At 37.2% G+C, this 22573-nt stretch carries 20 protein-coding genes; 7 read left to right on the top strand and 13 right to left on the bottom strand.

What is annotated here, in order from left to right; genetic code table 11:
- A partial coding sequence (locus RTK36_RS13830; RefSeq protein ID WP_312047829.1) for a hypothetical protein occupies positions 1-471 on the bottom strand: 471 nt, incomplete at its 3' end.
- A gap of 386 nt (positions 472-857) precedes the next feature.
- Between RTK36_RS13830 and RTK36_RS13835 the strand changes: the two genes are divergently transcribed.
- Positions 858-2582: a methyl-accepting chemotaxis protein gene (locus RTK36_RS13835; RefSeq protein ID WP_312047830.1), complete on the top strand. Its 1725-nt coding sequence runs from the start codon at positions 858-860 to the stop codon at positions 2580-2582.
- 1169 nt (positions 2583-3751) lie between these two features.
- On the top strand, positions 3752-5140 hold the full coding sequence (locus tag RTK36_RS13840) for a putative bifunctional diguanylate cyclase/phosphodiesterase (protein ID WP_312047831.1): 1389 nt from the start codon (positions 3752-3754) through the stop codon (positions 5138-5140).
- 206 nt (positions 5141-5346) lie between these two features.
- Here the strand turns inward: RTK36_RS13840 and RTK36_RS13845 are convergent, their stop codons facing one another.
- From RTK36_RS13845 to RTK36_RS13865, 5 genes are all read right to left on the bottom strand, one after another.
- Positions 5347-5985: a bifunctional 4-hydroxy-2-oxoglutarate aldolase/2-dehydro-3-deoxy-phosphogluconate aldolase gene (locus tag RTK36_RS13845; RefSeq protein ID WP_312047832.1), complete on the bottom strand. Its 639-nt coding sequence runs from the start codon at positions 5983-5985 to the stop codon at positions 5347-5349.
- A 12-nt stretch (positions 5986-5997) separates the two neighbouring features.
- Entirely contained in the window at positions 5998-7095 is a 1098-nt protein-coding gene (locus tag RTK36_RS13850; protein WP_312047859.1) for a sugar kinase, read from the bottom strand.
- A complete protein-coding gene (locus tag RTK36_RS13855) occupies positions 7092-8564 on the bottom strand; it encodes a UxaA family hydrolase (protein ID WP_312047833.1) in 1473 nt (490 codons plus the stop codon). Before RTK36_RS13855 ends, RTK36_RS13850 begins: the two co-directional genes overlap by 4 nt.
- Before the next feature lie 13 nt (positions 8565-8577).
- Positions 8578-10050: a tagaturonate reductase gene (locus tag RTK36_RS13860; protein WP_312047834.1), complete on the bottom strand. Its 1473-nt coding sequence runs from the start codon at positions 10048-10050 to the stop codon at positions 8578-8580.
- A gap of 327 nt (positions 10051-10377) precedes the next feature.
- On the bottom strand, positions 10378-11043 hold the full coding sequence (locus tag RTK36_RS13865; RefSeq protein ID WP_312047835.1) for a GntR family transcriptional regulator: 666 nt from the start codon (positions 11041-11043) through the stop codon (positions 10378-10380).
- A 479-nt stretch (positions 11044-11522) separates the two neighbouring features.
- On the opposite strand from RTK36_RS13865, the gene RTK36_RS13870 reads away from it, so the two are divergent.
- From RTK36_RS13870 to RTK36_RS13890, 5 genes are all read left to right on the top strand, one after another.
- The gene (locus tag RTK36_RS13870; protein WP_312047836.1) at positions 11523-12551 is read left to right on the top strand and encodes a zinc-binding alcohol dehydrogenase family protein; all 1029 of its coding nucleotides are present in this window, start codon (positions 11523-11525) and stop codon (positions 12549-12551) included.
- Positions 12552-12609: 58 nt separating this feature from the next.
- The gene (locus RTK36_RS13875; RefSeq protein WP_312047837.1) at positions 12610-13656 is read left to right on the top strand and encodes a C4-dicarboxylate TRAP transporter substrate-binding protein; all 1047 of its coding nucleotides are present in this window, start codon (positions 12610-12612) and stop codon (positions 13654-13656) included.
- Between the two features lie 88 nt (positions 13657-13744).
- Positions 13745-14245 (top strand): TRAP transporter small permease, encoded by a 501-nt coding sequence (locus tag RTK36_RS13880; RefSeq protein ID WP_312047838.1) that lies wholly within the window; start codon positions 13745-13747, stop codon positions 14243-14245.
- Complete coding sequence (locus RTK36_RS13885) at positions 14238-15524, top strand: TRAP transporter large permease (protein WP_312047839.1); 1287 nt, start codon at positions 14238-14240, stop codon at positions 15522-15524. Before RTK36_RS13880 ends, RTK36_RS13885 begins: the two co-directional genes overlap by 8 nt.
- A 219-nt stretch (positions 15525-15743) precedes the next feature.
- Positions 15744-16418 (top strand): HDIG domain-containing metalloprotein, encoded by a 675-nt coding sequence (locus RTK36_RS13890; protein WP_312047840.1) that lies wholly within the window; start codon positions 15744-15746, stop codon positions 16416-16418.
- A gap of 147 nt (positions 16419-16565) precedes the next feature.
- On the opposite strand, the gene RTK36_RS13895 is transcribed toward RTK36_RS13890, so the two are convergent.
- From RTK36_RS13895 to RTK36_RS13925, 7 genes are all read right to left on the bottom strand, one after another.
- A complete protein-coding gene (locus tag RTK36_RS13895; RefSeq protein ID WP_312047841.1) occupies positions 16566-16718 on the bottom strand; it encodes a hypothetical protein in 153 nt (50 codons plus the stop codon).
- A 118-nt stretch (positions 16719-16836) separates the two neighbouring features.
- Positions 16837-17958, bottom strand: a complete 1122-nt coding sequence (locus RTK36_RS13900; protein ID WP_312047842.1) for an SLC13 family permease — start codon at positions 17956-17958, stop codon at positions 16837-16839.
- Positions 17959-18074: 116 nt separating this feature from the next.
- On the bottom strand, positions 18075-18965 hold the full coding sequence (locus tag RTK36_RS13905) for a TIGR03943 family putative permease subunit (RefSeq protein ID WP_312047843.1): 891 nt from the start codon (positions 18963-18965) through the stop codon (positions 18075-18077).
- 12 nt (positions 18966-18977) lie between these two features.
- Complete coding sequence (locus tag RTK36_RS13910; RefSeq protein ID WP_312047844.1) at positions 18978-20588, bottom strand: permease; 1611 nt, start codon at positions 20586-20588, stop codon at positions 18978-18980.
- A 14-nt stretch (positions 20589-20602) separates the two neighbouring features.
- The gene (locus tag RTK36_RS13915; RefSeq protein ID WP_312047845.1) at positions 20603-21601 is read right to left on the bottom strand and encodes a CobW family GTP-binding protein; all 999 of its coding nucleotides are present in this window, start codon (positions 21599-21601) and stop codon (positions 20603-20605) included.
- Complete coding sequence (locus RTK36_RS13920; RefSeq protein ID WP_312047846.1) at positions 21598-22041, bottom strand: Fur family transcriptional regulator; 444 nt, start codon at positions 22039-22041, stop codon at positions 21598-21600. The genes RTK36_RS13915 and RTK36_RS13920 overlap by 4 nt, the downstream gene beginning before the upstream one ends.
- 28 nt (positions 22042-22069) lie before the next feature.
- On the bottom strand, positions 22070-22573 hold a 504-nt coding region (locus tag RTK36_RS13925; RefSeq protein WP_312047847.1), incomplete at its 5' end, for a metal ABC transporter permease.

The following is a 22573-nucleotide window of genomic DNA, read 5'->3' on the forward strand; positions in this document are numbered from 1 at the left end:
ATCTTGTTCAATTGAATTAAGATACCAGTCTCTTTTTGTTAAGTCATAATTCGGGTCCATGTCATAATCATAATGATTTGTAATCAAGTCATCTTGATTTTCCAATGGCAAAGCAATATAAGCCTGGGCTATATTTTGATCCAAACTCTGAATATTTTCAAGCTGTTTGCTTACTTTCCTATATAATGGGTGTTCTCTTTTTCGGTGGCGGTCTTTCACCTCTTTTGCTATTTTTATGAACTCTTCATTCTCCTTAGCTTGTTCAACAATTAAAGTATATTTCTGCAAAAACACCTCAATTTCAGAACATATATTTTCTGACTCTTTGCTAAGCTGCTCCATCCCTCTTTGTTCCAAATAATCTTTGATTTGTACATTCAAAAAATTATAATAAATTATAAACAACAGAAAAATAAATAAAAATATTGTCAATCCAATTTTTTTAACTATGCTGTTTCTTATGCTACCCATTTGATTGCCCCCTCATATTATCAGAAAAGGTACTTTTCGTATTTTCGAAATATAAAATTCAAGCATTTTCATAACAGAAGAAATTTCAATATAATTATATCAAAAAAATAGTAGAAATAAAGAAAATTTGTAACTTTTGCAATTTTTTGTAATAGATCACTCTACTCTAATCTAAAATTAGATTCAAAATCCTATCATTGATGCAGGCAAATTAATCTATACTTTTGCAAACACATCGTTTATAATAGAAATGCTCTATTATTTACATAAGATTATTTCTTTAACACGTCATATTGCTTTTTTATAATTCAATACAAAAAACAGCATAAAACCATAAAGAAATAGAGTAAACACAACGATAAAAATGGTTTTAAGGAGGAAGAAACTTGAAAAGCATCAAACGCAAACTTATTTTTACAATTCTGATTTTAGTAATCGTATCATCATCACTCTCTGGACTGATTGGAGTAGCAGAAAGCTTTAAATATACGGATCAAATTATGGATACCTTAATTGAGGATAGGTTGACAAGTTCTAACAATATGCTAGAGACCTATCTTAAAGAACAATTTGGTACACTGGGCTTTAATGTAAATAGTGATTTAGTTGGATTAAATCAGCAACCTATAGAAGGAAACTTTGCCTATATTGACAAGTTTTCTGAGGAAATGAATGTTGTTGCTACTGTATTTGTAAAGAAAGGCAATGATTTTGAAAGGCTTATTACCACAATTAAAGATGAGAACGGAAAACGCGTGATCGGCACCACTCTCGATACAGCAGGTAAGGCCTATGCAGAAGTTTGTAAAGGCAACTCTTTTTGGGGAGAAGCGGATATTCTTGGATCAAAATATATGACCAGTTACCGCCCTATCTATGACACAAAACAGCAGATTATTGGCGTTTATTTTGTAGGTATTCCCGTTGAGGATGTACAAAGTATTTTGACCAATGGACTGTTTTCTACCTTAAAAATAGTTCTTGCGTTGGCTGCCCTTGTTTTATTGATTGTAGGTATCATTACTTATTTTATTAGCAATGGCATAGCTAAACCCATTGAAAAAGTTACCTCTGCGGCACAACAAATAGCCGAAGGTAATTTCAATGTAGAACTCTCAGTGCATTCAAAAGATGAAATCGGTCAGCTTGCCAAGGCCTTTCGTCTAACCATTGAGCAGTTGGAAAATTACCAGGGCTACATAAATGAAATAGCAGAAGCCTTGCATAAAGTTTCCTTAGGAGATCTAAACGTTACGCTGTATCGAGAATACAATGGACAATTTAAAAAACTGAAAGAAAGTATCGTTATTCTTGTTGACAACTTAAACGGAACCTTGCTTCAAATCAACCAATCCGCTGACCAAGTACATAGTGGCGCCGAACAGGTAGCTAACGCTGCTCAGGCTCTTTCTCAGGGTGCTACAGAGCAAGCAAGTTCCATTGAAGAATTATCAGCATCCATTGCCGAGGTGGCAGCACAGATTGAACGAAATGCAGCCAATACAACAGTTGCCCAGGAAAAAGCAGAGTTTGCGGGAAATGAAATGACTTTAAGCAATGGTCAGATGGCCCAAATGACTGAAGCTATGAATGAAATTTCAGCTATGTCTATGGAAATTTCAAAAATCATAAAGATAATTGATGATATTGCTTTTCAAACAAACATCCTGGCGTTAAATGCCGCGGTAGAAGCTGCTCGTGCAGGTACAGCAGGAAAAGGGTTCGCTGTAGTTGCCGATGAAGTAAGAAATCTTGCTGGAAAATCGGCAGAAGCCGCTAGAAACACAACTATTTTGATTGATAAGTCAATTCATGCTGTAAAAAATGGTGCTCAAATTACGGAAAAAACGGCGGATTCCTTATCTACCAGTGCCGATGTTACCAACGAGGCAATTGTTTTGATCGAACAAATTGCCCATGCCTCTCAGGAGCAGGCAAATGCCATTGCCCAAATCAATCTAGGGATAGAACAAATTTCCGCTGTCGTTCAGACCAATGCTGCTACTGCTGAGGAAAGTGCAGCCGCAAGCCAAGAGCTGTCCGGTCAATCCAATATTCTAAATGACCTTATCTCTGAATTTAAACTTGATGACTCTACTATGAAAGTCTAAGCCATGGTAACTCAGGAAATGACCCTAAGTTTGAAGTGCAACCTTTTATCCTACTTAAAATATGGCTTTGAAAGTTTGCTTTTAGCCACTTTTACACTCAGGTTAATATGAAGAAAAATCTAATAAATCAGCTGCAAATACCAATTCGGTATTTGCAGCTTTTAAATCCTCTTTTGTTTTACAATTGAAGTTGATTTAGCTATCATATCTCCAGGAGGATATGCCTTATGTCAAATGATCAAAAGAAACTTTTACTTGTGTTCCCTCTGCTTTCTGTATTCTTATTTTATATTGTTAGCATCATCATAAGGAATGAACTGTGGAGTAATATCCTTTCCCCTACAATTGCATTCCTATCTTCCTTGTTGATTTTTCTTTCAATCATGGAAAAGAGAAGCAACAAAATGCAGAGCGTTTTATTACTACTATGCTGTTTTATTTGGGGAACAGCAGACTTTTTGTGGTTCATTTCAGTAAATTATATGGGAGCAAATCCCCTGTATATTCCCCCCATTTACGTGCTTTATGTTCTACCAAATGTTCTTTTTGCTATTTTATTAACCCATTACATATATAAAAGTCACATTAACTGGAATATCTATCAACTGATTATAGATATTTTTGCTTTTTGTGCACTGGGAATGCTTTTGCTTTGGTCAACCATATTTACTAATATGGAGTTTGAGTTTTTAATAAATTTTGATCAAACTCTCATTGTCTTTTATATCTTTTTAGATTTTTATGTTTTAATAGAAATTTTGATTATATGTATCTCCAAAGGCTTTAAAATTGAAGCAGGTTTTTTACTTATCCTAGTAGGAATATTTATTTTCGCCTTTACAGATTTTTATTATGCATACCTTAGCTTAAATAATGAGTATACTGCAAATACTTTGGTGGATATCACATACATGCTGTGCCTTGTCCTTTTTTCATTAGGTACCTTCTATGAAACCATTTCTCCCTCCATCCTCAAAATGCGAACTCAGAAGGATTTGTCTGAAAATGTAAGAAAGCCCGACAAAGCAATATTTATAATGATATCCTTTTTTTCAGTACTATATTTGTTTAATTGTTTAAGCTTTAAAAATTACATTGAAATCATCATGATATGTGTAATCTATTGGGTTTTATCTACCAATATCCGGGCCAATATGCTTGATCATCTAATGTTAAAAACAGAAAAAGAAATCAACGAGTACCTTGAAAAGCAGATTACTGAAAGGACGAAAGAATTAAATGTTGTAAATCAAAATCTAGAGGAGATTTCTAACCGTGATGCCCTAACAGGCCTATACAACCGCAGATATCTGATTTATCATTTAGAAAATTTAGTTTTAACAAATGGAGTAGAAAATTTTGCCCTCCTCTACATAGATGCAAACCGATTTAAGCCAATCAACGACTCCTATGGACATGCAATTGGAGATAAGGTTTTGGCCGCATTGGGCAATCGTTTTTCAGCGTTCTGCTCTTCTAAGTGCACATCTTTTCGTATTGGCGGTGATGAATTCGCCGTGATCATTGAAAATTATAAGAATAAATCCGAAATATCTGATATCGCTGACAAAATATTTGAAACCCTGCAACTACCTATTTCTGTTTCACCCTATACCTTTACTTTGACGGCAAGCATCGGAATTACCCTCTATCCTGAAGATGCCCTAGATAAAGATGTACTGATTCGTTATGCTGATATTGCAATGTATGAAGTGAAATCTAGCCAGCATAGAAATAACTATTTATTTTTTGATAAAAATTTCATTGAAAAAATAAATAAGAAACATGAAATTGAATTTATGCTGCAAAAAGCAGATTATAATAAAGAATTTATGCTTTTTTACCAACCACAATACAATATTGAAAACCAAAAGCTTATTGGCATGGAGGCATTAATTCGATGGCACCACCCTGAAAAAGGACTTATCTCACCATCAGAGTTTATTCCCATTGCTGAAGAAACAGGTATGATTATTCACATTGGAGAATGGGTTGCTGAAACTGCTTTTTCTCAAATAAAAAAATGGAATGAAACCTATTCCATGAATTTAAAAATGAGTGTTAATATTTCACCTGTTCAAATTAAAAATATAGGTTTTATTGAATGGCTTCAAGAAAAAATGGACACAGAAAATATTCTTGCAGAATGGATTGACCTAGAAATCACTGAAAGCGTTGCTATGATCTCCACAAGCTCCATTGAAAAAACATTTGATTTCTTAAATGAAATGGGAATTAGTATATCTATTGATGACTTTGGTACGGGATACTCCTCAATAAGTTATATTCGAAAATATAATATTCAACGTTTGAAAATTGCAAAAGAGTTGATCAATACCATTGCATATGATCAAAACGCACTTTTGATTGTACAAGCTATCATTATGATGGCATCAGGGCTGAATCTTAAAACCATATCGGAAGGCGTAGAAGATGCAGCGCAACTGGAAATTTTAAAAAAGTTGGGCTGTAATGAAGTGCAGGGCTATATTTTCGGTAGACCTGTGCCCAGTCACGAATTTGAAGAACTCCATTTGATGAAACAGATGAAATACTAGTAATACGAACCCTGTATTTAAAAAAAGACTGAAGCAAATATAAATTGCTCCAGTCTTTTTTTGGCGGGTATGCCTTCTGCCGGAATATGAACGGTCCAAACAGGGGCATATCCTTTAGAATCTATTAAATTGAAAGATATTTAGTGCTAATGAAATAAGGTTACATTTTAAATAGAAAGCAAACCTTCATGCAACAAACCGCAAACTTAGCCTCTTACCTCAGCCACAATATCTGCGGCCTTACGGCAAAGGGACGTGATTTCAGCCCAATTTTTCCCGTTAATCAGTTTATCGGTAACCATAAAGGAACCCCCAACAGCGCAAATATTCTTAAAGGACAGGTATTCCTTTAAATTATCCAAGCTGATACCACCTGTGGGCATAAACTGAAACTGATGATAAGGACCGGATAATGCTTTTATAGTAGACAATCCGCCATACTGCTGTGCAGGGAAAAATTTAAAAGTTGTCAAACCCAAATCGTGGGCAGCTTCAATTTCCGTTGGTGTTACACAACCAGGGAAAATAGGAATATTTTTTTCGATGCAATAAGCCACAATTTTGGGGTTAAAACCAGGAGATACAATAAATTGTGCTCCTGCTTCCAAAGCTCTGTCAACCTGCTCTTTATATAAAACTGTGCCTGCACCAACAATGATATCGGGGTAGTTTTCTCGCATTAGTTTCATTGCTTTATCTGCACCCTCGGCACGAAATGTAATTTCCGCCACAGGCAGACCACCCTCAATAAGTGCCTTTGCCAAAGGCAATGCATCTTCCTCAGGACGCTCTAATTTAATAACAGGTACTACACCAATTTTAGAAATTCTTTCTGCGATAGTCATGTTTTTTCCTCCTTAGCGCTGCACTCTGGCACCTGCGCCACCCATCAATGCTTCTACTTCCTTACGGCTTGCCATACTGGTATCCCCAGGTGTTGTCATAGCCAATGCACCATGAGCCGCACCATAATTTACTGCAATCTCAGGGTCACCTGTTTCCATCAATCCAAAAATCAAACCGGAAGCAAAGCTGTCGCCTCCACCAACGCGATCCATAATTTCCAAACCGTCATATTTATTAGAGAGGTAAATTTCTCCATTTGCCCAACACATTGCCGCCCAGTCATTTACTGTTGCAGTTTTTACACTTCTTAATGTGGTAGCCATCACCTTAAAGTTTGGGTATGTCTCTGCGGCTTTTGCCATCATTTTCTTATACCCATCTAAGTTTAATTCAACTAAATTTTCATCGTTGCCTTCAATATCAAAACCAAGGCAAGCTGTGAAATCTTCTTCGTTACCAATCATTACGTCAATATATTTTGCAATTTCCTTATTTACTGCCTGTGCTTTTTCCTGTCCACCAATGGATTTCCACATGGAAGGACGATAGTTCAAGTCATAGGATACAATGGTTCCATATTTTTTTGCTGCCTTTACTGCTTCAATGGTGACTGCCGCACTGTTTTCAGATAATGCTGCAAAAATGCCACCGGTATGCAACCAACGAACACCCAAAGTACCAAAAAGGTAATCAAAATCAAAATCGCCGGGCTTCATCTGGGCAATGGCTGTATTGCCACGATCGGAAACACCTACAGCACCACGCACACCATGACCTCTTTCAGTAAAATTCAGACCATTACGTGTGGTTCTGCCGATGCCATCATAAGGCAACCATTTGATAAAGGAGGTATCTACACCACCCTGCAATATAAAATCTTCAATCAAACGACCGATTTCGTTATCGGCAAAAGCAGTTAAAATAGCTGTTTTATATCCAAAGCAACGACGTAAACCCCGGGCAACGTTATATTCACCGCCGCCTTCCCAAGCACGGAACTGCCTTGCTGTTTTGATTCTGCCCTCACCGGGATCTAATCTTAACATTACTTCCCCTAAGGAAACCTGATCAAACATGCACTCTTCTTTTGGTCTCAACTGAATCATTATAATGTCACCCCATCTTTAAAAATAGCGATCTCTCTATACTCATTTTCTTCATTTTTTGCAAGCTTTCCATTTGCAGTTTCTTTTAACAAGCCCATTAGCTTTTCCGTTGCTTCTTCAAAGCTGGTTCCTTCTAAAACCATGCCTGCATTAAAATCAATCCAATTTGCTTTGTGCTCAGCCAACGCAGAGTTGGAAGAAATTTTTAATGTAGGTACCACTGTGCCAAAGGGTGTTCCTCGGCCTGTAGTAAACAAAATGATATGGGCACCTGAAGCCGCAAGATTGGTACAAGATACCATATCGTTACCGGGGCCTGTCAATAAGGAAAGTCCTGCTTTTTTCACTGGCTTTGCATAACCCAAAACATCGGTAACAGTAGCTGCACCACCCTTTTGAATACAGCCAAGAGATTTTTCCTCCAGTGTCGTTATGCCCCCCGCCTTATTTCCCGGGGAAGGGTTTTCATATACAACCTGATTATGACTTACATAGTAATTTTTAAACTCGTTAATCATTTCTGTAGCCTGTTCAAAAACCTCTTTGCTCTGGCAACGGGCAAACAAACTATCTTCAGCACCAAACATTTCAGGAACCTCTGTTAAGATTGCCCTCCCTCCTGCGGATGTATGCAAATCTGTCAAACGACCGCATAGGGGGTTTGCGGTGATACCGGAAAAAGCATCGGAACCACCGCACTTAAAACCAATAATTAATTCCCGAAGGGGAATTTCTTCTCTTTTGTCCTTTTCAGCCAGCTGGAAAAGAGCTTTAATTAGGGCTAATCCCTTTTCCATCTCATCTTCTTCCTCTTGTGTAATCATAAAACGAATTCTCTCGTTGTCATACTCACCCAAATAAGGCTTGAAAACATCCAGATTATTATTTTCACAGCCTAAAGACAAAACAAGCACGCCACCCGCGTTAGGATGTTTTGCCAAAGCTGCCAATGTTTTTTGCGTTGTAGTCTGATCCTCACCCATTTGAGAACAGCCGTAGGGGTGGGTCATAGCCAACACAGGAATGCCCATTTTTTCGGCCTCCTTGGCCAAACGTTCCGCTGTTTTATTTACACAACCCACAGTAGGTACAATCCAAATATCATTTCTGATACCAACTCCACCGTCTTTTCTACGGTAACCCATGAAATGCCCATCCTGTTCATTCCAAAGGTACTCTTGGGTACTACGGAATTCATAGTCACCACTTTCCGCCAGATTGGTTTTCACATTATGAACATGTACATGCTGTCCCTTTTCAATATTTTTTGTAGCATGACCAATAGGGCTGCCGTATTTCAATACGTCTTCCCCTTCGTTAATATCAAAAAGAGCAATTTTGTGTCCAAAAGCAATATCGTCTTTGGCTACAAGGGTAATTTCACCGCATTGGCAAGTTTCCCCTTGTTTTATATCACAAAGAACCACTGCAACACTGTCCTTTGGATTTACAACAATTATGTTATCCTTCATGGTGTAACACTCCTTAAGCCAGAAGAGAAGTCAAAACTTCCTTCACGTCTTTTTCTTCCAGTTCCTTTAAATAAGAAGCAACTAAATCTGTCAAGCCTTCAATGGCATTTAGATCTGTGCCATCCCAAAATGCTGAATTAGATAAAACTGCCTCTGCAATGCCATTGGCGTCTTTTTCTGCCCAAAGCTTAGCGAAGAATTCTAATACCTCACTGTCATCTTTTATGGTATAAGTTGATCCGTCTGCACGAACGCCAACATAGTTGCCGTCTTCCATTCTTCCTTTATAAAAGCGAATGAATGCCGCCAATGAGAAAACCAATGCCTTAGGTAACTGGCCTTTTTCTTTCACATAACCCAGTAAGCTTGGCATACATCTTGCGCACCATTTGGAGCAAGAATTCAAGGAAATATCCAACAATTTATGTTTAATATATGGATTGCGGAAACGATCCTTTACATCAGATGCAAATTGTTCCAATTCCGCCTTAGGTAAATCCAAGGTAGGGATGATTTCGCCATAAAGAAGTTCATCTAAGAATTTTACAAATAATGGGTCATTCATCATTTCCAATACAATATTATGTCCAGCCAAATATGCCGCCAAAACTGTAGCCGTATGTCCACCGTTTAAAATTCTAACCTTACGCTTTTTGTAGGGTGTTACATCCTCTGTCCAAATAACGTTTGCATCTGTTTTGTGAATTGGCAATATTTCCGCCCACTCCTTTTTCCCTTCGATTACCCAAAGGTTAAAGACTTCACTGGTCACAAGGCATTTATCCTCATAGCCCATTTCATTATACAGATACTCCAACTCATCACCTGGGTAACCTGTCACAATGCGGTCAACCAAGGTGGAACAGAAATGATTGCTATCCTTTATCCATGTTTTGAAGTTTTCTTCCAAACCCCATTCTTCTGCATACTGCAAAACAATACGCAGTAAGTTTGCCCCATTATTATCAATCAATTCTACAGGTAAAAATAACAAGCCTTTATCTGTTGCACCATTGAACGACTGATATCTTTCATATAAAAAAGCACATACCTTTGCTGGGAAGGACTGTGCCGGTCTATCAGTCAGCTTATCCCCTGCTTTATAGGAAATTCCAGCCTCAGTTGTATTGGAAATAACTACCTTTAAATCCTCAGAGCGAGCCATTGCCAATAAAGCTTCATAATCTTCATAGGGATTAATGCAGCGGGAAACAGATGTATTTGGCTCAATTTTTTCTACAGGCTTTCCATCTTCAATGCCACGCATAATCAAGGTATACATACCATCCTGAGAATTAATAATCTCTCCCATACCTTTTGCAATAGGCTGACACAAAACGATGGAACCATCAAAATGCCCCTGTCTATTTGCTTTATCAATCATCCAATCAGTAAAAGCACGAAGGAAATTTCCTTCACCAAATTGTAATACCTTCTCCTTGAAAGCTGGTGCCTGAGGAGTCAATACTTCATTAATTTTTTTCATAAACCTTATACCTCCAAGTTGTTCTGGTTTAAGATAATCTCAGGAACAGTATACAACATCGAATGACCTGTTGTATACAACAAAAATAGAAATAATGTTTTTTTGGTGAATCAAAACAATATAGACTTCAATTTTTTGTGCAATTTTAGGGTAATCCTAATTTTATTGTTATATTTTGATGTATACATCCTATTTTTTTATAAGATTATCACCAAAAAAAGTATGTCTTCTTCACAGAAAAAGACATACTTTAATTTCTCATCTTGTTGCTTATTTATACTGAAATCCATAAAATTTCTTTTTTTACCCTATTACAACAAATACCATCTACCTACCTCTTTGCATTTCACAGTTTTTATTCAGTGCCAAATCAAAGGTGGCATTTTTCGATGCAATAAGGTGAGCTTCCATTTCTTTTGCCGCCAGAACCCAGTCATGCTTTAAACATGCAGTTACAATCCTGAGGTGTTCTTCATTTGTTTTCTCTAATCTAGAATCTACAAACTGTCCTGTCATCACACGGAAACGTAAATTCTGATTATGAATCCAATCATACGTCTTTTGAAGATAAGGGTTCTGAATAGCTTCAACGATAGCTACATGAAACGCATCATCCAATGAGTAATATTCCTCTTCCCCGTGGGTATCAACAGGCAAAGAGAATGTCTCGAAAAATTTGTGAATTACTTCATCCCCAATTTTAGGCCCATAATTCAAAATAGCATATGGTTCATATAGGAGACGAACCTCAAAAATAAAGTTGATGTCATTAATGGTCAGCCCCGATACCACAATGCCTTTTTTCGATAGAATTGAAATAAGCCCCTCCTGCTCCAAACGGCTAAGGGCATCACGTATGGGCGTTCTACTTACATGTAGCTCGTCCCGCAAAGTCTCTTCATTCAGCATAATCCCTGGCGCATATTCACAAGAAATAATTTTTTCTTTTATTGAATGATACGCTCTTTGCTTTAAACTTTCTTTCCCAGACATTTTATTGTGCCTCCCCCAAAATTTGCATAAAGTATACTACATATTTTTGCTCTTGCAAAGAGAAAATATGTAGAGTCTGTTAAGAATTGATTTTTTTTACAAATATCATTCTATTATAACTTCAATCTATTTTACAACAAGAAAATAAAAAGAAGGGAGATTTTATTATAAATTATTGAAATTGACAGTATTTAAATATAAATTCTCTTTTGGATACATCATTGACAAAGTTTACTAGGAATTATCCGAAAAATAATATATCTTAAAATACATTTTTTGTAATATGACAGTTTTTATTGTGAAAATTGCTTAAATAGCATACTACTAAATTGTTTATACTATTCAAATTTAAGAAGAAAAATAATTTTAAGTTGACACCAACCACGAAAACCAATTATACTCCTCTTATAGAGTGATGTATACATCATCAAACGAAGCAGTGAAAAATTGCTGTTGAAAAAGGAAGGTATTAAAATATTATGAAAGCACTAAGAATTAACGCACCGGGTGATGTTTCGATTGCCGAAATCGAAAAGCCCGTTCCTAAGGAAGGCGAAGCCTTACTAAAACTTTTGTATGGCGGTATTTGTGGAAGTGATCTAAGCTCTTACCGTGGTGCAAATGCTTATGTATCTTACCCTCGTATCCCCGGACATGAATTTTCCGCGGAAATCATTGAAGTGGGTGAAAACAGCTACGGATTAAAAGCAGGTATGATTGTAACCTGTAGCCCCTACTTTAACTGCAATGAATGTTATTCCTGCCAAAAAGGTAGAGTCAACGTATGTCATGACAATCAAACCATGGGCGTGCAGCGTGAAGGCGCATTTAGCGAATATATCACCATGCCAGTGGAAAGAATTTATGATGGTAAGGGTTTAGACGCAGAAACTTTGGCTTTAATTGAGCCCTTTTGCATCAGTTATCACGGTGTATCCCGCGCTGAGGTTCAGCCCGGAGATAAAGTCTTAATTATGGGTGCAGGAACGATTGGCGTTTTGGCAGCGATTGCTGCAAAAGCAAAAGGCGCTGAAGTAACCATCTGTGATGTAGCAGAAGAAAAATTGAAATATGCTTACGAAACCTTTGAAATTGATCATAAGCTTTTAAACTCCTCCCCCGAAGCATTCCAAAAAGGTGTATCAGAATTGACAAACAATAACGGCTTTGATGTTACTATAGAAGCTGTTGGTTTGCCTGTCACCTTCCAAAACTGCATTGATGCAGCTTGCTTTGGAGGTAAAGTTGTTTTAATCGGCGTTTCCAAAAAGAATATTGACGACTTCTTCTTTACTATCATTCAGAAGAAAGAACTAAATATTTATGGTTCTCGTAATGCCCTGAAAAAAGATTTTATAGAATTAATCGACTTAGTATTGAACAATGATGTAAAATTAAATAAAGTAGTTACAAATCGTTATAAATGGACCGATGGATCACAGGCGCTTGCGGATTTCTCTGAAAATGCCGATAAAATGTTAAAGGTTGTGTTGGATTTCACCCAATGAGAATTGGCGTGTATTCATAAAAACATGTAAAAAACAAGACTTGAAAGGGGAAAAAGAAATGAAATTTAAAAAATTAGTAGCTTCTATGTGTATTGCAGCAATCTCCGTAGCTTCTTTCGCAGGTTGTTCCACCAAACCCGCAGAGGATGCCGCAAAACCAGCAGAAACTCCACAGGAGAAAGTAACATTACAGATTGGTTTTGAAAACTCTATGTCCGAGCCAATCGGTCAGGCTTTACAGAAATGGTCTGATTTAGTGGCTGAAAAATCAAATGGCACAATGGAAATTGTCCTCTACCCCGACTCTCAGTTAGGTAGTAAAACAGACTTAATTGATTCCATGCTTTTGGGCGAAAATGTTGCAACTTTGGCTGATGGTGCATTCTATGCTGATTACGGCGTTCCGGATTTTGGTATTGTATTCGGACCTTTCCTGTTTGACAATTGGGATCAGTGCTGGACTTTGATTGAATCCGATTGGTACAAAGAACAGGAAGCAAAATTGCAGGAAAAAGGCTTAAAAATTATTACTTCCAACTGGGCATACGGTGCTCGTCATACTTTGACAGTAAAACCCGTAAACAATGTAGAAGACTTGGCTGGTATGAAGATTCGTGTTCCAAGTAACCAGATTCAGTCTTTAGGCTTTGATGTTTTAGGTGCAGCTTCCACAGGCATGAGCCTCGGTGATGTTTACCAGGCATTGCAGACAAAAACAATTGATGGTGCTGAAAATCCTCTTGCAACATTGTATGGACGTAAACTGCACGAAGTTGCAAAAAACCTGATTCTTGATGCTCACGTTTTGAACTTCACAACATGGGTTTGCTCTAATGATTGGTTCAACTCTTTGACTGAAGAACAGCAGAACCTCCTTGTTGAAACAGGTAAAGAAGCTGGTATTTACAACAATCAGATTCAGCAGGAGTCAGAAGCTGATTATCTGCAGAAGATGAAAGACGAAGGCGTAACAGTTGTAGAACCTTCTGAAGAAGTAATGGCAGGCTTCCGTGAAAAAGCAAAAGCATTCTATGATATGGGCGACAAATTTGGCTGGTCCGAAGGTCTTTATGACACAGTTCGCGCTGCAATGGGTGCAAAATAAATAACATCCACACAAATAATCTGACCTCTACGGCGGCAGGAAATCTTCCTCCGCCGTAGTTTTCAGAATTAGATTCGAGGGAGCGAATATGAAAAATAAAAATAAATTATCTGTCCTTATTAATTTAGACGTATTGATTGCATCAGTGGTATTGGTAACGCTGATTTTTCTTACGTTCTTAGGCGTTGTTTGGCGCCGTGTCTTTGGCGCGCCCTTTACATGGTTGGAAGAAGTTCAGCTTGCTTGCATGGTTTGGATTGTATTTGCAGCAGCAGGTGCAGCATTCCGTTTTGGTAATCATGTTGCAATTGAAATGATTGTTGACCTTATGCCTGAAAAAATCCAGAAGGTCTTTACTGTTTTTATATCTGCAGTTGTTGTGGCTGTTATTTCATACTTATTTGTACAAAGCATCGGGTTTATACAGCTTTTTGTGAGCAGTGGACGTACAACCCCTATGTTAAATATCCCCTATGCACTTATTTACGGTATTGCACCTGTATCTTATATTTTGATGATTTTTAATTACTTCTATGCCCTTATAAAAGGTGTAAAATCTGAAGCAAAGGAGGCGGTAGAAAGTGAATAGTGTTCTTGCTCTTTCCGCCATTGTTTTGCTGGTACTTTTGTTCTTAAAGGTTCCAGTATATTTGTCCGTTTTAGGCGGCACTGCAATTTATTTTATTTTAAATCCGACAATAAACACCATTATGTTTGCTCAAAGAGCAATTACCAGTGTTGAAAGTATATCATTGTTGGCAATTCCCTTTTTCGTTTGTGCCGGTATTTTAATGAACTACACCGGTGTAACAAAACGAATTTTAGATTTTTGCTCTGTACTTACAGGTCGTATGTCTGGTGGTTTGGCTCAGGTAAACATACTTCTTTCTACTTTAATGGGCGGCCTATCTGGCTCAAACTTAGCTGACGCTGCCATGGAAGCCAAAATGTTAGTTCCCGAAATGGAGGCAAAAGGCTTTTCAAAGGAATTTTCAACAGTTGTTACAGCTGCCTCTTCCATGATTACACCATTGATTCCTCCGGGCATCGCCATGATTTTATATGGATGTATTGCCAATGTATCCATTGGTAAGCTGTTTATGTCAGGCCTTGGAATTGGCACTTTATTATGTGCCTCTATGATGATTTTAGTACGTTTTATTTCGGTAAAACGTGGATACCAGCCTGTTTTTACTGAGAAAGTTCCAGCGAAAGAATTTATTTCTGCTGTGAAGCCTGCAATCTTACCTTTGTGCCTGCCTATTATCATTATTGGCGGCATTCGTTTGGGAATCTTTACTGCTACAGAAGCTGGTGCAATTGCAATTATTTATGCAGTACTGCTTGGTGCATTTTATAAAGAATTGAGTTTAGAAAATACTTTCCAAGGTTTACGAGAAACCGTTTGTACCACATCATCCATTATGCTGATTGTGGCAGCTGCAAGTGCATTTTCTTGGGTATTAACCAAAGAGCGCATCCCTCAGCAGTTAACGGAATGGATTGTAACCACAATTAATAATAAATATATTTTCTTATTAGCAATCAACATTTTCTTATTGATTGTAGGTATGTTTATTGAAGGTAATGCCTCCATGATTATTCTTGTTCCTCTGTTGGCACCCATTGCTGCTAGCTATGGCATCAACGAAATTCAGTTTGCTATGATTTATATTTTCAATAACGCTATCGGTGCTTTGTCTCCCCCTATGGGAACACTGATGTTCGTTACCTGCGGAATTACAAAGTGTAAAACAGCTGCCTTTATTAAAGAAGCTATACCTTTCTATATTCTGCTTGTTATTGATTTGCTGGTAATTACTTATATACCAGCAGTATCAACATTTTTGATTAATATTTTATATTAATACATTCCCTTTGTAATTTTATATTTGCAAAAAGCGATGCAGCGATTTCCTAAAAGGATTGTCTCTGCATCGTTTTTCTATTGCATATATTTACAATCATCTTTACCTATGGAAATTTAAGACCTGCCCTCAATTCATTGGTCTTTTCAAGGCAATCTTTTATTTAAAAGTGCATATCTGCCTTTACAACGGTGAAAAATAATTTTTGAGGTGAATGCAATGGGTTCTCTAAAAGCAGAAATGCAAAGTCCTATTTTAGATGAAAATTCATATAAAATAAGGTTAAAAGAAATGAAACCAGAACAGATTTATAAAGAATTAACAATTCATTTGTGTGAGGACATCAAACCTTCAGCATACTTAAATATGGTATCTGATGCGGGTGGATTTAATGCCACCCCCTTCTCTATGTTAAAAGCTTTAGAAAATGTCCCTCAATCTCCAGTCCATCATCCGGAAGGATGTGTGTGGAACCATGTTTGCCTTGTTGTAGATCAGGCAGCGCAGGTACGCCAAAAAAGTCATGCTCCAAAAGAATTTATGTGGGCAGCTCTTTTGCATGATATAGGGAAAGCAAAAACGACACGAATGCGCCGTGGAAAAATCACTGCCTATGACCATGATACTATCGGTGCAAAGCTATGTGTTGAATTTTTATCGCAGCTAACAGAGGATGATGCATTTATAAATACGGTTAGCATGCTGGTGAAATATCATATGCACCCCTTGTATGTTCTGAAAAATTTACCTTTCGGAAATATACAAGACATGAAGATAGAAACAGAAATAAAGGAAATCGCTTTATTAGGTTTTTGTGACAGAATGGGACGTTTGGGTAGCAATTTAGAAGAAGAACAGAATAATTATCAGGAATTTTTAAAGAAATGTCAGTAACAATTTAAATATAAACCTAAGCACTTAAAGTATCTGTTAGATATTCACAAATTTATTGATTTTGAGCCAAAAGCGGGCCTTCCATATTCTCATGGAAAGCCCGCTTTAACATAATTAATTTTTGTTTTATTATGTTTTTCCAATTACTTAGCCCTTGTCTGCGCCCGGTTTATGACGGTTGCCTGATTGCTTTTTATTGTTTCTACCTTCACCGTCCAGGGCGCTTTCTGCCATAGTTGGGCCGCCATTGGATTTTTCCTTACGAACTTGTTTCGGATCAAGTTGACTATCCTTTGCCATTTTTATCACCTCGAAACAAGTATTTGCAAAATAGCAGAGGATATGCAAATTTCCGCTGAAAAAGGGTATTCGATTTCGATTAAAATAATTTGATATTTTCGTATGGGTTCCTCTCGTTTCATATCCCTGCAAAAAGTGCCATAGTCCCACACAAAATTACCAAAAAGAATATATTAACTCCGGTGAACGCAACAAGATACTTACCCGTTTGAGCATCACTGGCAGAGGCGTATAACTTGTAGGAAATTACACTGGCCATTGAAGCGATCAGTGTACCCAATCCCCCAAGGTTAACACCAATTAATAAGGCAGAATAATTGATTGTAAATTTGGACAAAAGCATTGCCGCCGGTACATTACTGATGATTTGGCTGAGAAGAATACCCGCAACTATCTCTCTACCACCAACCAAAGCGGATAATGCATTGCTAATTGAAGAAATATTTTTCATATTTCCAATAAAAATAAACAACAAAACAAAGGTTAATAGCAACCCATAATCCACAGAAAACAATATCTTCCTATCAAAAGTGATGACGCCTGCAATCACCGCCATCAGTGCAATACCATATGGAATTAAGCGTAAAACAGAAAACAGGCACACAAGAAACATGGCGCACCAGGGCATCAGTTTACACCATTCTGTTTTCGACTTAATTTCCGTTGAAGGTTGAATTTCTTCAGATTGAATGAATAAAAGACAAATGCAAAGCAAGATAAAGGATATCATCGATGGCATTGCCATGATCCTTATAAACTGCATCATCGTCATTTCAGAAACCGAATATAAATACAGATTTTGTGGGTTGCCAAGGGGTGTAAACATACTACCCAAATTTGCGGCTACTGTCTGCAAAATTACAATAGGTATTAATAATTTCTGCTGTTTGGTCTGAGCTAAAGCCATCATTCCAAGGGGCACAAAGGTAATCAGCGCCACATCATTGGTGATCAGCATACTGCAAAAAAAACAGACCCCTATTAAAACGAAGGCCAGCACTCTGGTATTATGTACAAACTTCAATAAATACTCTACAATACATCCAAAAACCCCTGCTTTTTGTAATCCCCCAACAACTAACATCATTGTAAACAATAGACTTAATACATGAAAATCAATATAGTTAAAATATTTCCTTGACGGTGGCACAAATGCCATGGAGAGCACTGCCACAGCAAAGGCTACAAGCAAAACAGGATCTTTGCTTATTTCCTTCAATTTCTTTCTGATGTTTTCCATTCTTATATACTCCTAATTATGCAATTCTGGCTATTTTTCATAGATTTCTATATTCACTTGTTAAGTCGTTTCCCCTACAGCCCGACGGATTTCGCCTTAATTTTAGGACGTGTTTTTTAAAAGGGATATACATACTCATTCTCTGGCTTTTTTGTGTTTTCTATCTGATCTACTACAATAACCGTCATAGGATTACCCTCAAAGGTTTCTTTTTGTATGGTACCAGTGACCTTTACCCAAGAATCTCCCGGAAGATCTGACACATTCTTATATTTGCACAAAAATCCAATAGTTTGCATATCTGCGGCACAGCAAACCATCAACATCCTAGCTGATACAAAGGCATTTTTTCCAAAGGCATCATCCTTGTAAACAAAGCCTATCACTTGAATTTTTTTGCCACGATATTTGTCCAGGTGATTGTAGATTTCCTCCATCCACTTCACATAGTTTTGATCATCTACAAGTATTACTCCATTTTCTACTTGAAACCCTTCATCACTTATTGTTGCGTTTTGATCAGCGGTACCTAAGCTACCGTCTGAATACATATTCCCAAAGGCTTCTAGATAAAAAGCTTCTTCATCATAGGCACCATCCATAATTGTATCATCACCATATAGACTATTTGTAGAATCTACATTTTGTGTAATATTATTACCACTTCCAATTGCCCCACCTATGTTTATGCCATCGTAAGATAAGACAGTGGAGTCTATCTTTTGAGCAGGCACCAAAAAAGCCATCACCAATGGCACAGCAAATAGCAAAAGTGATTTTGAACTTTTAAGTACTCTTTTGGGCTTCAATGCCTCTTTCATAAAAAAAACAGCGCAAATTACCATGGCCATACCTGCAAATATAATCACTGGTACATTTCTCGGATGAACATACTTTAAAATCTGACCAGATTGCATTGTCAAAAAGAAAAAGAATGCATACCCCAACAACAACAATGACTTAAGCGCCGCATCTAAATTATAACTTCTCTTTCTGAAAAAATCCACAATACATTCCACCTATATCAATAATGATGTCATAAAATAAAGGAGTACAAAGGATACTCCCGTAATCAGTAACGTGAGCTTAATTACAAAGGATTTCCGAAAGCCAGAAAACAACATAAACAAATTTTTAATATCCATCATTGGACCAAATACCAAAAAGCCCATTATAGAGCTGGTAGAGAAACTGTTCCAAAAATTTCTAGCAATAAATGCGTCTGAGGTTGAGCATACAGAAAAGAAAAAAGCAGTTGCCATCATCACCCCAAGGGCTAATCCCTCTTTTCCCCACAGATGCAAAAAAATGTCTTTTGAAACTACTGTTTGTATCATGCTAGTCAAAATTGCCCCTAGAACAAGAAATTTACCTGCACTGAAAAATTCATCTCCCGCATGCAAAAACATCATTTGAAGCTTACGCCAAAAGCGTTCCTCCTGAACAAATTCTGTATTGCAATAAACGCAATCACAAGTCGAAAGATGGGCTTGATCCAGTAAAACGGGTTTTGATTCAGGGAAAATAGTTAGTATGATTCCCACCACAAGGGCGATTACAAGGCCAAAATAAACTCTGTATACTGTTATTTCGGGATGTCCCGGAAAAGCATAAAGGGTGGATATAATTACAATGGGGTTCACAATTGGTGCCGCCAGCATAAAGGTTACTGCTACAGGCAATGCTACTCCTTTCTTGACCAAACCAGCCGTCATAGGTACAATAGCGCATTCACATACGGGCAAAAGGAGCCCGCCGAACAGGGCTGTCACAAACCCTAATCCATATTTCTTTGGGAAAAACTTAATCATGGTCTCCTTAGAAAGAAAGACCTGTATGATAGAAGATATGAATACCCCCACCAGCATAAAAGGAAAGGTCTGCAATAAAATGCTGATAAAGACCATTTGAAAAGCCTCAAACTTAGAAAAATCCAACTTTACAGCACTACTACTCAAGCCCCGAAGCACAGAAAAAAGGAGATACCATAAGGCACAAACGAAAAACAGACTAGATACCACATGTGACATCTTTATGTAAGAACGGCTCTCATAGATGGTGGCTCCTTGAAAATCAATCTCCGATTTCTTTGAATTGGCAACTTCATAACAAAGCTCACCTTTTTTATTGAGTTCTCTGATTTTCTTTTCTGTTTCGATCATTTTATCATTCTCATCTTCTATTTTATTTAATAGAATTCGGTCAGCAACAATAATCTGATTTTGCAATATCCCCCCCATGTTTCTCTCATACACCGCAAATGTGGATGTATCCACTATGCAAATAATCTTCCCCAAGAAACACTTTTTTCTCAAATTAGGTTTCTCAAAAATAGAAAAAACCTTCTCCAATGCATGCATTCCATTAAATTCAATGATTATTTTATTTGGGTTATATTGATTCATAATGGATTCTATGTATAGATCATTTAAATCAGTTTCTTCTGTCAGTGCATTTACCAATATTATATTTTGATTTAGCAATCCCTCCGAGATGGAGCTTTCTCCCGCCTCGAATTGTATAATCACGATCTTATCATTTTCTAAACTTTTGTTCTGAAGCGATGCATTGATGTAAGTTGTCTTTCCAGCATTTAAAAAGCCGGTGACAATATCTACACGGGTTTTCATTCCTTTGCGCCATACTATTCTACAGTTTGAAACAGTCTTTCAAGTTCATCTCGATTCAGTTGACAGCCGATGATACAAATTTTTCCTGTGTATTCAGGTTCTGCCTTTTCCACTTTAATTTCTCCCGGCGTATAATCAAACTGAATCCAAGCATCTTCAACTTGTAGAAAGCCCTTTCCTCTTAAAATAACTCCAACTTTGCTTTCATCCTCCAGCATTGCAAGATTATTTTTTATTCTTTCTTCGTTAAAAATTTGGGGTGTTTCCATTCCCCAAACCTCAAACACTTCATCAGCATGATGCCCATGATTACATCCACAGTCTTCATGATGATTGTGTTTTTGCTGATAACTTCTTAGGCAGGGACCTTTACGGGCTACTCTCGCCTCTTCCATGAGATTTTCTAGGGTTTTAACCTCATTTCCTTCAGCGATGGAGATGATTTTTTCTCCGTTCAGGTTCTCCAGTGGGGTCGTTACAACTTTTGCCTTATCATTTATTTTACGTATTTCTCTTAACACCTTTTCCAACGCCTCTGATGAAGCTTTTTCCGTTCTACTTAATAGTATGGTTTTGGCATGAGCAATCTGATTCACAAAGAATTCTCCAAAATTGGTATGATACATTTCAAACTTCAGCACATCTACCACAGTTATCAACATATTAATTTGCAATGTATCCTGAAGTCCCACTACCTTGCAAGCTCTCAAAACCTCTGATAACTTTCCCACTCCAGAAGGCTCAATTATAATCCGCGTTGGTTGAAATTTGTGTATCACCTCTTGTATCGTTTGTTCAAAATCCCCTGCCAACGAACAGCAGATACAGCCGGAATACAGTTCTTTAATTTCAATGCCGGATTTTTTTAATATTGTTCCGTCAATACCCATTTCTCCAAACTCATTTTCAATCACAACAATCTTTTCTTGAAATAGTGCTTCATCCAAAAGTTTTTTTATTAAAGTGGTTTTACCTGAGCCTAAAAAGCCTGAAATAATGTCTATTTTCGTCATGTTTTTGGAGTCCTTTCATTTTTTTGTTTGCATATGGGGCAGTAACCAAAAAAAGCAAGCTTATGACTGGTAATTTCAAACTGTGTCTCTTCCTCCAGGGCCTTTTCATACTCTCCCATGGGACAATGATCTAACGCAATGATTTTTCCACAGATAAGGCAAATCAAATGATGCTTATGCCCCATTCCGATTACTTCAAAAACAGCCTTATTATCAGAAATATTGCTCTTTTGTACAAGACACTTGGACACAAAAACATCAAGAACTCTATAAATGGTAGATAGGCTAATGTTACTTTCGCCTTCCATTTGTTTTACATAAATTTCCTCGGCAGTAAGGGGCACAGTGGCATTCATTAAAATATCTAAAACCACTTCCCTTTGTTTTGTTGTTTTAATATTGTTTTTACGAAAGATTTCTCTATATTGATTGGCTCCCACTAAATCACCGCCCAAAAAAATATTTTTATTACCCTTTTATTTTTCTTCCAAATCTTATAGAGGAGGCAAAATAGGCTAGTAAATAGCCTACGGAAGAAAGTATGACAATAGCTGCCCCCGATGCCACATTTAACGTATAGGATAGCCATAATCCCATGAAGCAAAACAAACCTCCTATGATTATAGATAATACCATCCGCACTTTCAAGCTTTTTGCCATTAACCCTGCAATTGCCGTGGGTGCAGTAAATAAAGCTAACACCAGAATGATTCCAACAACACGAATCAGTACCACCACGGAAATGGCAATGAGTACAAAAAGAAGATATTCCAGAAATCCCGTTTTAATCCCAATAATGGATGCAAATTCATCATCAAACAAATATGCCTTCCAATAATTAAACAAAACTGCTATTACAAGTACAATAACTAGTGTAAAACAAGCCATAAAATAAAGATCACTGCGGGTTACAGAAAGAATATTACCAAATAGATAAGAAGTCAAATCAGGAGGATATCCAGGCATCATAGC

The sequence above is a fragment of the Anaerotignum sp. genome (assembly GCF_031981185.1).
Taxonomy (GTDB): domain Bacteria; phylum Bacillota; class Clostridia; order Lachnospirales; family Anaerotignaceae; genus Chakrabartyella.

Bases quoted from the DNA above. Each gene is read 5' to 3' on its own strand.
- RTK36_RS13860 (WP_312047834.1), bottom strand. From the start codon at position 10,050: ATGAAAAAAATTAATGAAGTATTGACTCCTCAGGCACCAGCTTTCAAG.
- RTK36_RS13845 (WP_312047832.1), bottom strand. From the start codon at position 5,985: ATGACTATCGCAGAAAGAATTTCTAAAATTGGTGTAGTACCTGTTATT.
- RTK36_RS13865 (WP_312047835.1), bottom strand. From the start codon at position 11,043: ATGTCTGGGAAAGAAAGTTTAAAGCAAAGAGCGTATCATTCAATAAAA.
- RTK36_RS13895 (WP_312047841.1), bottom strand. From the start codon at position 16,718: ATGGCAAAGGATAGTCAACTTGATCCGAAACAAGTTCGTAAGGAAAAA.
- RTK36_RS13900 (WP_312047842.1), bottom strand. From the start codon at position 17,958: ATGGAAAACATCAGAAAGAAATTGAAGGAAATAAGCAAAGATCCTGTT.
- RTK36_RS13870 (WP_312047836.1), top strand. From the start codon at position 11,523: ATGAAAGCACTAAGAATTAACGCACCGGGTGATGTTTCGATTGCCGAA.
- RTK36_RS13915 (WP_312047845.1), bottom strand. From the start codon at position 21,601: ATGACGAAAATAGACATTATTTCAGGCTTTTTAGGCTCAGGTAAAACC.
- RTK36_RS13875 (WP_312047837.1), top strand. From the start codon at position 12,610: ATGAAATTTAAAAAATTAGTAGCTTCTATGTGTATTGCAGCAATCTCC.
- RTK36_RS13840 (WP_312047831.1), top strand. From the start codon at position 3,752: ATGTTAAAAACAGAAAAAGAAATCAACGAGTACCTTGAAAAGCAGATT.
- RTK36_RS13880 (WP_312047838.1), top strand. From the start codon at position 13,745: ATGAAAAATAAAAATAAATTATCTGTCCTTATTAATTTAGACGTATTG.
- RTK36_RS13890 (WP_312047840.1), top strand. From the start codon at position 15,744: ATGGGTTCTCTAAAAGCAGAAATGCAAAGTCCTATTTTAGATGAAAAT.
- RTK36_RS13910 (WP_312047844.1), bottom strand. From the start codon at position 20,588: ATGAAAACCCGTGTAGATATTGTCACCGGCTTTTTAAATGCTGGAAAG.
- RTK36_RS13855 (WP_312047833.1), bottom strand. From the start codon at position 8,564: ATGAAGGATAACATAATTGTTGTAAATCCAAAGGACAGTGTTGCAGTG.